An 11784-nucleotide genomic window follows, 5' to 3' on the forward strand; every position below is an offset into this window, starting at 1 on the left:
ATCCTCGGAAGGCCTCGGCCACTATCCGGGCACCGACGCGCCGCGCCCTCCCACCACGGCTGCTGCGTCGCCTACACCCTCATCTGGGAAGAGCCGGAAATCCCTGCCGAAGCATCATTCCCCTGGTCGCCCGCTCGTCCGCTCGCGAATGCACGAGCCGGCTGGCGCGGAATAGTGGCGTGGGGACTCAAGATCGGCGATGCACTGACGGTCAGCGCTGCGGTCATCCTCTCGTTCAGCTTCAGGGTCGACGATTCCTTTGCGCTGTCGGGTTTCGGATCCGTTCCCTACTGGTTCCTCGGCGTGCTCACCGTCCTTGGCTGGACCGTTGCGCTCGGCCTTGCCGGATCGCGCTCTGTGCGCCATCTCGGAGCGGGCCTGGAGGAATACCGCCGCGTCGTCACGGCAAGCCTAGGACTTTTCGGTATCTGGGCAATCGCCTCGTACGTCTTGCGGGCCTCGATCTCCCGCAGCCTTTTCGTCACTGCGCTTCCGCTGGGAGTTGTCCTGCTCCTGGTTTTCCGATGGCTGGTTCGTCAGGTCATCGTGAATCGCCGAGTGGCCGGCCAGGCACTGGTCCCCACACTGCTGGTGGGATCGGCCTCGCAGATCACCGATATTCTCCACTCGCTTAATCGTCACCGCGAGGCGGGATATGCGCCCCAAGGTGCCTGCGTGGTCGGGGATGGCAAAGCCTCGGCAGGCTGGGGTCGTGACATTGTTCTTCACGAGAAGTCCGAACTCGTCGCTGTCGCGTCGAGCGGTTGCTACGAGGCGATCATCGTCGGCGACGGGCTGAGCCGCTCGGAGCTTCGCAATCTCGCCTGGCATCTGGAGAGCAGCCCGATCGACCTGCTCTTCCTGCCGAGGCTCATCGATATCGCCGGGCCCCGGCTGCGGGTCAGCGATGTCGAGGGATTGGCCCTCATGCATGTCGACCTGCCGCGCTTCAGCGGCTGGCGGCTGTGGCTCAAGCGCGCCTTCGACATCGTCTTCTCGGGCCTCGCCCTGGTGGCGCTCTCGCCGGTCTTCGTCGTCGTGGCGATCCTCATCAAGATGGATGACGGTGGCCCGGTCTTCTTCCGCCAGCAGCGCATCGGCCTGCGGGGCCAGCCGATCATCGTGCACAAGTTCCGCACCATGGTCGTCGACGCAGAAGCCAAGATCGACAAGCTGATCGAGGCGCAGGGCGGGCATGCCCTGCTGTTCAAGATGGAGGACGATCCCCGGATCACGGGTATCGGGAAGATCCTGCGCAAGTACTCGATCGACGAGCTCCCGCAGTTCTGGTCCGTGCTGCGTGGCGGGATGAGCGTCGTAGGGCCCCGTCCCCAGGTGGCTCGAGAGGTGTCCGAGTACACCCGTGTGCACTACCGCAGGCTGCTCATCAAGCCCGGGATCACGGGGTTGTGGCAGATCAACGGACGCTCCGAGCTCTCGCTCAAGGAGAGCATTCGCCTCGACCTGAGGTATGTCGAGAACTGGTCGCTCATTGGCGACATCATGATCATCCTCAAGACCATCCGCGTTGTCCTGCGACCCTCGGGGGCCTATTGATGGATTGACGCCGCATTCCTGCTGGCATGATTCCTGCTGGCATGGTGACCCACTCGCGCACCTCGGCCTCGGGCCTGGGGCCGCGTCGCGCCCTGCAAGGGCGCTGATACGCTGCCGACAACTCACCATCCATCCAGGAGAGGCTCTCGATGGACCTGCATGACTGCATAGAGGTGCTGCGCAAGCGGTGGCGGTGGGCGGTGCTGGGTCTCGTCGTTGCTGTCGGGGTCTCGGTTCTTGCGACGGTCCTCATGCCGAGGAAGTACACCTCCCAGACGCAGCTCTTCTTTGCCACCACTGGTGCCCAGTCCAATGCGGACATCAACGAGGGTTCGTCATTCACCCAGCAGCAGATGAAGTCCTTCGCTCAGGTGGCCACCTCGCGCAGCGTCCTGCAACCGGTGATCGACAAGCTCGACCTGGGTGTCACCCCCGCCAAGCTGGCTCAGCGCATCACGGCGACAGTCGGTGCGAACACCGTTGTCATGGATCTCAGTGTCGAGGCTGCGTCGCCCCAGTCCGCCCAGCTCATCGCCGGGGAGCTGTCGAATCAGCTGGTCACCGTCGTCGAGGGCCTCTCGCCGGTCCGCGCCGACGGAACGGCCTTCATCAAGGTGAGCACCATCGCGGCACCGAACCTTCCGATCGCGCCGTCGAGCCCTCAACCGCTGCGGAACATCGCGCTCGGTGTGCTCATCGGCAGCGTGCTGGGCATTGCTCTGGCGTTTCTCGTGGAGAGCGTCGACACCCGGGTGCGAACGCGGGGTGATGTGGAGCGCTTCGGTGTGCCGCTCATCGGCTCGTTGCCCTCGGCCGGCGCCGACGACCGGGCCGGCCTCATCGGGAACGCGGACACCACCACGCCGTGGGCCGAGGCGGTCCGCCGGTTGCGGACCAATCTGCAGTTCGCCACCGCCACCGCTCGGGGCTGCGTCTTCCAGTTCACCTCGGCCATACCGGGTGAGGGCAAGACGACCACCTCCGTGGCCACCGCGGTGGCGCTCGCGGCCACCGGTGTGCGGGTGCTGCTGGTGGACGCCGATCTGCGCAACCCGTCGGTGGCTCGCACCATGGGCATCGAGTCGCACGTCGGGTTGACGACTGTCCTCGTGGGCAGCGCCCGTCTCGAGGAGGTTGTCCAGCCATGGCTGGACACCACTCTTGATGTGCTGCCGCTGGGACATCGCGCCCCCAATCCCAGCGAGTTGCTGGGCTCCGACCAGATGGCCGGATTGATCAAGGAAATGGCCGATGCCTACGACATCGTCATCATCGACACTCCGCCGGTGCTGCCCGTCACCGACACCGTGGTGCTCACCCGCTTCACGAGCGGGGTGCTCTTCGTGGCCTGCGCCAACAAATTGAGGCGCCCCGAGATGTCGACCGCTCTGGAATCACTGCGGCAGGTTGACGCAAAGGTGCTCGGTGTCGTGGTGAACAGGCTGGACGACCATCACGATGGTTATGGTTACGGCTACGGCTCCTCACATCGCCCGGCGGGACCGGAGTCGGCCTCGCGCGTTCAGGTGGAAGCGCACCGGAGAAGCGGAACCGTCCCCAGTCGGGCCACTGCGATGTCCGGGCAGTGAGTTCCCCGGTCCGAGCCCGCGGCTGGGATCAGCTGCGCACGGCGGCGTGGATGGTCTCGATCGCCTCGCGGATCTCGTGGAAGGCCTGGGCATAGTCCTTGGGCGTGCCGAGATAGGGGTCGTCCACATCGTCGCTGCCCTGACGGCTCGAGCGGCCGCGGAACCGGGATGCGCACTCGATCATTCGGGTCAGCCGCGACTCCTCGTCGGCGCGAGGAGCCCATGCGACCGTGTGGTCCGTGACGATGTCGGCACTGATCCGCGCGAACTCCTTGAGCGTGAACGTTCTGTGCAGCGCCCGAGGAACGAGCTCGAGGACCATGCCGCGTTGCCCGGCGGTCATGGTGAGGATCAGATCGGCGCCGGACAGCTCCGACACAGTGACAGTGTGTGCCCGGTGGAGCGCAGGGAACAGCTCTTGGCCGGCCAGCAGCTCGCGGATCTGCGGGTCGATGTCGGCGCCTTCGACGGCGCGGATCCCCGCACTCGAGATCTCGAGGGTGCCCGGGAAACTCGCGCCCAGGAGGGCGGCTGCGGCGGGGGACCGGCAGATATTGCCCGTGCAGATGGTGAGGACGCGCAACGACATGGCCCCCTCCCTCGATGTTGCGGTCAGGATAGTCGAAAGTACATATGTCCTGACATCGAGGTTGAGGTTGGCCGCCGGTGCGGCGGCCCTCTCAGCCGCTCGCCTTGCGCTGACGTGCCGTGGGCTGGCCCAGACGTTTGGCCACCAAGGGGAAGATCAGCACGCTGAGCGCGCCGGCTGCGACGAGGCACGAGCCCAGCGCCTGGCTCATGATCTGCTGGCCGATGGCGATTTCGGTGACGGCCACGATGATGGGCAGCCCGGCGGAGGCGTACAGGGCCAGCTGGAGGCGCTGCGAGGAGGTTGTGAGACCAGACCCGGTGTCGGTGAATCGCTCGGCCAGCCAGACGGGCAGTCCCCTGGTGAGCAGCACGATGCCCAGCGCTGCGAACATGATCCACAGATGCGCCCCCACCTCGGCCAGGTCGATCGCCATTCCGCTCGTGACGAAGAAGACCGGGATGAAGAAGCTGTTGGCGAGCACACCGATCCGCCTGTCGAGCGGTTCGGTGTCCTTCCCGACGATGAGCCGCAGGCACAGGCCGGCCATGAACGCTCCCAGCGCTACGTCGATGTCGAAGAGCGATGCCAGAGCCATCAACCCGGTGAGGAGCAGCATGATGAGGCGGAGCAGCCCCTGGGTGAGCTGATGCTGCCCGGTGTGGACGAACCACTCGCGGAAGCGTTCGATGTCGGGTTGCTCGCGCGCCACGGCAGCGGTGACCATGCGTTCGGCCACTCGTCGGGCATGGCGGCGGGTGAACCAGGCCAGGAAGACCGTCAACAGCCCGAAGCCGATGAGCAGCAGCCCGCCGATCCACGGTCCGTTGCCGGACAGCACCAGCGCCATGGCGGCAACCGGGCCGAGTTCCCCGACCGTGCCATGGGCGAGCACGGCGCGGCCCAGGGCGGAGTCGAGCAGGCCGTTCTCGCGCAGAATGGGCAGCAGCGTGCCCAGAGCCGTCGAACTCAGGGCGATGGCCAGGGCCACGGCGCTCAGCCACGGCTGGTCGCGCAGCACGATGAGCGCGAGCCCGATGGCCAGCGCCAGGCTCACGGACCAGGTGATGGTGGCCTTGCGGAACTGGCGTCCCTGCAACTCGCCCGGATCGATCTCGTAGCCCGCGGAAAGGAAGAGCAGGCCCAGGCCGAGTTGCTTGAGCATCTCGAGCCCGTGGGGGTCCCCGAGTCCCAGCATCGACGGGCCGATGAGCACTCCGAGGCCGAGCAGGCACACGACCTGGGGGATCAGCTTGCGTGTGAGGCGGGTGATGACAGGCGCGAGGACCGCCGCCAGCAGCACCCAGAACAGCGAGACATTGGCCTCGGAAGAGACCTGGAGAAGTGACGGCACTGTGCGAGTGTGGCACCGAAGGGGGTGGTGGGGTGGAATTCCGGCGCAATTCCACCCCCCTGTCGTGGCGTCTGGCCGGACAGCTACGATGACAAACAGAACGAGCATTCTACTTTTGGATGCACGACCCTCCAAACGGTGAGGTGGTCAACGCGATGACCGATGATGACTTGCGCTTGGGCCTGGACGTCGGCTCGACCACGGTGAAGGCCGTCGTCATGCGCGGCGAGGAGATCCTGCTCAGCGATTACCGGCGTCACAACGCCGATGTCCGCGGCGAGATGAAAAGACTCCTGCTCGACATCCGGGATCGCTTCCCCGATGGTGTCTTCCGCGTCGCGATGACCGGCTCGGGGGGCCTGGGAGTCGCTCAGCTCATGGGCATTGACTTCCACCAGGAAGTCATCGCTGCCACCGCTGCGATCGAGCGCCTCAATCCCGATGTCGACGTCGTCATCGAACTGGGCGGCGAGGACGCCAAGATCACCTACCTGCACCCCACGCCCGAACAGCGGATGAACGGCTCGTGCGCCGGGGGCACCGGCGCCTTCATCGATCAGATGGCCTCCCTCCTGCACACCGATGCGTCCGGGCTCGACGAACTGGCCTCTCGCTACGAGAACCTCTATCCCATTGCGAGCCGCTGTGGCGTGTTCGCGAAGACCGACGTGCAGCCCCTGCTCAACCAGGGTGCAGCCCATTGCGATATTGCCGCGAGCGTCTTCCAGGCCGTTGCCACCCAGACGGTCGCCGGACTGGCCTGTGGGCGCCCGATCCGCGGCCGGGTGATCTTCCTGGGCGGGCCCCTGCACTTCCTCCCGCAATTGCGCGAGGCCTTCCGCCGGGTGCTCGGCGACCGCGTGCAGGACTACGTCACCCCAGCGGACGCCCAGCTCTATGTCGCCATCGGCGCCGCCTTCCTGGCCGGTGGCCCTGCCCTCTCGCTGCCCCACCTGGCGGCCGAACTCGACAGCGCCAACAAGATCGCGGTGGCGTCCAAGACGATGCGGCCCTTGTTCATGGACGCCGGCGAGCGTGCCGAGTTCGATGCCCGCCACGCGGCGAGCCCGGTACCGCATGCTGACATCTGCGAGGCGAGCGGCGGGCTCTATCTCGGGATCGACGCCGGGTCGACCACCATCAAGTCGGTACTGCTCGACGAGCAGGGCCGTATCGTGCATTCCAGCTACGACTCCAACCAGGGCGACCCGGTGGCGGCGGCGGTCGGGATCGCCCGCAGCGTGCTCGGCGCCCTGCCCCCCGGTGCCACCATCGCGCGGACCTGCGTCACCGGCTACGGCGAGGAACTGGTGAAGACCGCGCTGCACGCCGACGAGGGCGAGATCGAGACGATGGCGCACTTCCGGGCCGCCCAGGTGCTGTGCCCCGAGGTCACGAGCGTCGTCGACATCGGCGGCCAGGACATGAAGTTCCTCAAGATCCGCAACGGCGTCGTCGACTCCATCGCGGTCAACGAGGCATGCTCGGCCGGCTGCGGATCCTTCCTGCAGACCTTCGCCGAGACGATGGGCACCGATGTGCGCCATTTTGCCCAGGTGGGCGCCGAGTCCACCGCACCGGTCGATCTGGGCAGCCGCTGCACGGTCTTCATGAATTCCTCGGTCAAGCAGGCCCAGAAGGAGGGCGCCGGCATCGGCGACATCTCGGCCGGACTGTCCTATTCCGTGGTGCGCAATGCCCTCTACAAGGTGATGAAGCTGCGCGACGCCGGTGAACTCGGCGACCACGTGGTCGTCCAGGGCGGTACCTTCCTCAACGATTCCGTGCTGCGCGCCTTCGAGCTGCTCACTGGTATCCAGGTGACCCGACCCAGCATCGCCGGCCACATGGGAGCCTACGGCGCGGCGCTCATCGCGAAGGCACATGCCCAGCCCGGGGCGGTTTCGGCGCTCATGCACCGGCGTCTCGACGAGTTCGCCGTCACGAGCGCCCAGCGCATCTGCAAGCTGTGCCAGAACCACTGCAAGCTCACCATCACCGCATTCGACGACGGGTCGCGCCAGGTCTCGGGCAATCGGTGCGAGAGGGGGGCCTCCTTGCAGGCCCGGCCCGCGAAGTCGGCCGTGCCGAATCTCTACGACTACAAGTACAAGCGCTACTTCGGCTACCGACGGCTCACCGACGACCGGGCGGTCCGCGGGCCGATCGGGATCCCGCGGGCGCTGGGCATGTACGAGGACTACCCGCTGTGGTTCACCGTGCTCACCTCGCTCGGCTTCAAGGTGATGCTGTCGGGACGCTCGAATCACGAGCTGTTCGAGTCGGGCATGGAGTCGATCGCCTCCGAGAACGTCTGCTACCCGGCCAAGCTTGCCCATGGGCACGTCGAATGGCTGCTCGACCACGGCATCACGACGATCTTCATGCCCTGCGTCAGCTATGAGCAGCGCCAGATCGCCGAGGCCGACAACTGCTTCAACTGCCCCATCGTGGCGTTCTACCCCCAGGTGCTTGCGAAGAACGTGGAGCGGCTGCGTGCCCCTGGGGTGCGCTTCCTCGATCCCTTCGTGAGCCTGGACGACCCGGACACGCTGGCTCGCCGGCTGGTGGAGATCTTCGCCGACTGGAATGTCAGCCTTGCCGAGGCGAAGAGCGCCGTGGCGGCCGGCTTCGAGGAACTCGACCAGGTGCATGCCGATGTGAAGGCCGAGGGCGACCGGGCCCTGCAGTACATGCGCGAGAACAAGATGCGCGGCATCGTGCTGGCCGGGCGCCCCTATCACATCGACCCCGAGGTGAACCACGGGATCCCCGAGACCATCAACCAGCTCGGCATGGTGGTGCTCAGCGAGGACGCCCTCACCTCGGAGCTGCGCCACACCGGCTTCCAGCGTCCGCTGCGGGTCCGTGACCAGTGGGCCTATCACACCCGGCTCTACGAGGCGGCCGGGCAGGTGCGTGCCATGCCCGATCTCAGTCTCGTCCAGCTCAACTCGTTCGGCTGCGGCCTCGACGCGGTGACCACCGACCAGGTGCAGGACATCCTGGAGCAGGGCGGTGATGTGTACACGGTGCTCAAGATCGACGAGATCTCCAATCTGGGGGCTGCGAAGATCCGGCTGCGCTCGCTCCAGGCGGCTGCCGCCGAGCGCCCTGCGTCGAGCGAGATCGACACCTGCGAGCCCATTGCGGTACCGGCCAGCGTCACGCCCCCCTTCACGAAGCAGATGCGCGCCACCCACACCATCTACGTGCCGCAGATGGCGCCCCTGCACTTCAAGGCGATCGCCCCGCTGTTCGGGCGATTCGGCTACCGGATGGAGGTGCTCGAGCATGCCGAGCGCGAGGACCTGGAGTGCGGGCTGAAGTATGTGAACAACGATGCCTGTTTCCCCGCGATCATGGTGATCGGGCAGTTGGTCAACAAGTTCGTGAGCGGAGGTGCCGATCCCGAGCACTCCGTGGTGGGCATCACCCAGACCGGGGGCATGTGCCGGGCCACCAACTATGTCGGCATGCTGCGCCGCGGGCTGGCCTCGGCCGGATTCTCGCAGGTGCCCGTGCTCGCGATGTCGGCGCAGGGCCTGGAGTCCAATCCAGGATTCACCCTCACGCCGGGGCTTGTGCACGGGGCGATCCAGGGGCTCGTGCTCATGGACATGCTCCAGGAGGTGCTGCTGCGGGTCCGTCCCTATGAACGCGAGCAGGGCTCGGCCACGGCCCTCTACCAGCGTTGGAATGCGCTGATCACCGAGTACCTGGCCAATCCCGCGCACTCGGCGATCGAGGGGCGCAGGCTCAGTTTCGGCTGGCTGTGCAGCCATCTGGTCGAGGAGTTCGATGCGCTGCCACTCCTCGACATCCCGCGCAAGCCCCGCGTGGGGGTGGTCGGTGAGATCCTGGTGAAATTCCAGCCCGATGCCAACAACAATGTCATCGACGTCATCGAGCGCGAGGGATGCGAGGCTGCGCTGCCCGGGTTGCTGGGCTTCTTCCTGCAGAGCCTCGCCACCGGGGACTGGCGCTGGGAGAACTTCGGGATCGGCAAGAACTCACGGCATGTCAAGAAGCTGGCGCTGTGGTACATCGAGCGTTTCCAGAAGACCGCCAACAAGGCGCTCGCCTCGTCCCACGGCAAGTTCGAGGTGCCCGAGGGCATCGAGACGATGGCGCAGAAGGCCCAGCAGGTGATTTCGCTGGGCACCCAGGCGGGAGAGGGCTGGCTGCTCGTGGCCGAGATGATCCACCTCATCGAGAACGGCTGCCCCAACGTCATCTGCGCGCAACCATTCGCCTGCCTGCCCAATCATGTCGTAGGACGCGGCATGTTCAAGGAACTGCGGGCGCAGTATCCCCAGGCAAACATCACCTCGATCGACTACGATCCCGGTGCCTCCGAGGTAAACCAGCTCAACCGCATCAAGCTGATGATCGCGACGGCTTTCAAGAACGCCGGCGGTGATGGGCTGGCCGAATGGAGCTGCGATTTCGACACCGATTCGCCCCTCGATCCCGAGGTCGGTGCTGCCGTTCCGCAGCCGGCGATGCACTAGCCGGTGGTGCCGGCCAGTACCAGCCGGTACCCGGCGGCACGGACGTGCTTGACTGGTGGGCGACGGCCTCGGCTCGGGGAAACAAGGGGAAGGACAACGAGATGGCCCACATCCGCGTGGTGACCGGTCACGACCGATACGCCGATCCCTGGCATCCCTTCGAGGAGACATCCGCCGCGGTGAGCGAGATCCTCGCCGCGCAGGGACATGGCGTCGACGTACAACTCGACGAGCCCGCGGCGCTCACCGGGCTGCGGCATGTGGATCTCGTGGTGGTGAATCTCGGGGGCAATCCCGAGGTGAACCTCGCACCGGACGCGCGGTGGAGCGCAGCCCAAGCCGAGTTCGGCGCCTGGATCCGCGAGGGGGGCCGGGTGCTGGGCCTGCACACCGCGAGCAACGCCTTCCCCGACTGGCCCGAGTGGCCCGCGCTGCTGGGAGGCCAGTGGATCCGCGGCAGCTCATGGCATCCCAAGCGCAGTGTCGCCACCTTCGAGCCCTGTCCCGAAACCGTCGGGCACCCGATCTGGGCCGGCTGCGTCCCGGTGAGCTGTTACGACGAGCGCTACAGCGGGCTCGAGGTGCACCCCACCAGCGTCCCCCTGGTGCGCCACGAGCTCTCGGAGCACTGGGAGGTGATGGGCTGGCTGAACGGCGACAATGTCATCTACGACGGGATGGGGCACAACGCCCGCTCCTACAGCTCGCCGAGCAGAGCGCGCTTCCTCGTCAACGAGGTGGACTGGCTGCTCGGCTGACCAGGCCCTTGCCCCGGCACTGCCGGCTCATCGAATCGTGTCGGTGGCGGTCGCTAGATTGGGTCGAGTGGAGAACCCCCCGCTCGAGAACCCCACACCATCCCAGGCTCCCCAGCCTGCCGCCGCGGTCCCGGGCACCGATCCTGTGTGGAAGCGGCGCATAGCGCTGTTCCTGACCGGCCAGAGCGTGTCGCTGTTCGGGTCGATGCTCGTGCAGTACGCCGTCATGTGGTATCTCACGCTCGAGACGAAGTCCGGCACCGTCATGATGGCCTACTCCGTGTTCGCCTTCGTGCCCCAGGCGCTGGTCTCGCTGTTCGGTGGCACCCTGGCCGACCGCGTCAACCGCAAGGTGCTCATCATCTGCTCCGACGCAACGATCGCGCTCACGACGCTGGTTCTGGCGCTCGTGATGAACGCCGGACATACCGACCTGTGGCTCATCTATGCCGCCGTCGCAGTGCGCTCGGTGGGAGCCGGCTTCCAGACACCGGCAGTCTCGGCGGTGATCCCGCAGCTCGTGCCCCAGGCGCATCTGCTGCGCATCAACGGCATCAATACGACGATCCAGTCCGCCATGGCGCTGCTGGCCCCCGCCGCCGCGGGGGCGGTCTTCGCGGCCGGCGGCATCGTGCCGACCTTCTTCGTCGACGTCGTCACCGCCGCCATCGGGATCGCGATCCTCGCATTCATCCCGGTCCCCACGCTGCGCAGCCCGACTGCGGGGGCGAGCTCCTATCTGGCCGATCTGACACAGGGAGTGCGCTACGCCTTCGGCAACCGGGTCGTGCGCTGGGTGATGACGGTGTACGCGATCATCTTCGTGCTCACCGGGGCACCGTCGTTCCTCACCCCGCTCATGGTCACCCGCAGCTTCGGTGACGAGGTGTGGATGCTCACTGTGCTGGAGATCACCTTCTCGGCAGGGATGATGCTGGCTGGCGGCGCGATCTCGGCCTGGTTCACCCGCCGCTCCCGAGAGCACATGATCCTCGTCGCCTGCATCTGCTTCGGACTGCTGTCCATCGCGCTGGGACTGTCCACGAATCTGTGGCCCTTCTACGTTTTCATGTTCTGCACCGGGGCGGCGGTGCCGTTCTTCTCGACCCCGGCCATGACCCTGCTCCAGGAGAAGATCGCCCCCGAGTACATGGGCCGGGTGTTCAGCTTCATCTCGATCGTCTTCGCGCTCGGGATGCCCGTGGGCATGCTGGTCTTCGGACCGCTCGCCGATCGATTCAGCGTCGAGTCCTTGCTCGTGGTGGCCGGCATCATCACGCTGGGGGTGGTTGCGGTCGCCTTCTCGATTCCCGATGGACGAAGCGCCCTGGCCGACGGGCGCGCCTACCGCGCCCTCAAACGCACCGAGGCCACCCACGCCACTGACGAGGATCGGGACGGCAGCTCCCCAGACGGCATGTGA

Annotated in this window: 7 protein-coding genes; 5 read left to right on the forward strand and 2 right to left on the reverse strand. The window is 66.4% G+C overall.

The window, feature by feature from the left end; all coding sequences use genetic code 11:
- On the forward strand, window positions 1-1557 hold a 1557-nt coding region (locus tag BMX93_RS07625; RefSeq protein ID WP_218139268.1), incomplete at its 5' end, for a sugar transferase.
- Between the two features lie 149 nt (window positions 1558-1706).
- Complete coding sequence (locus tag BMX93_RS07630; protein WP_091969739.1) at window positions 1707-3146, forward strand: tyrosine-protein kinase domain-containing protein; 1440 nt, start codon at window positions 1707-1709, stop codon at window positions 3144-3146.
- Between the two features lie 28 nt (window positions 3147-3174).
- Here BMX93_RS07630 and BMX93_RS07635 read toward each other — a convergent pair whose 3' ends face one another.
- Both BMX93_RS07635 and BMX93_RS07640 read right to left on the reverse strand, forming a co-directional pair.
- Window positions 3175-3735 carry an arsenate reductase/protein-tyrosine-phosphatase family protein gene (locus tag BMX93_RS07635; RefSeq protein ID WP_091969741.1) on the reverse strand — a complete coding sequence of 187 codons (561 nt, stop codon included), beginning with the start codon at window positions 3733-3735 and terminating at the stop codon, window positions 3175-3177.
- Between the two features lie 91 nt (window positions 3736-3826).
- Entirely contained in the window at window positions 3827-5089 is a 1263-nt protein-coding gene (locus BMX93_RS07640; RefSeq protein ID WP_177170128.1) for a cation:proton antiporter, read from the reverse strand.
- A 155-nt stretch (window positions 5090-5244) separates the two neighbouring features.
- Between BMX93_RS07640 and BMX93_RS07645 the strand changes: the two genes are divergently transcribed.
- The 3 genes from BMX93_RS07645 to BMX93_RS07655 all read left to right on the forward strand — a co-directional run bounded on the left by BMX93_RS07645 (window position 5245) and on the right by BMX93_RS07655 (window position 11784).
- On the forward strand, window positions 5245-9603 hold the full coding sequence (locus BMX93_RS07645; RefSeq protein ID WP_091969834.1) for an acyl-CoA dehydratase activase-related protein: 4359 nt from the start codon (window positions 5245-5247) through the stop codon (window positions 9601-9603).
- Between the two features lie 101 nt (window positions 9604-9704).
- Window positions 9705-10361 (forward strand): ThuA domain-containing protein, encoded by a 657-nt coding sequence (locus BMX93_RS07650; RefSeq protein WP_091969743.1) that lies wholly within the window; start codon window positions 9705-9707, stop codon window positions 10359-10361.
- Window positions 10362-10428: 67 nt separating this feature from the next.
- A complete protein-coding gene (locus BMX93_RS07655) occupies window positions 10429-11784 on the forward strand; it encodes an MFS transporter (protein ID WP_218139269.1) in 1356 nt (451 codons plus the stop codon).

This window comes from Propionibacterium cyclohexanicum (assembly GCF_900111365.1).
In the GTDB taxonomy this organism is placed as follows: Bacteria; Actinomycetota; Actinomycetes; order Propionibacteriales; family Propionibacteriaceae; genus Propionibacterium; species Propionibacterium cyclohexanicum.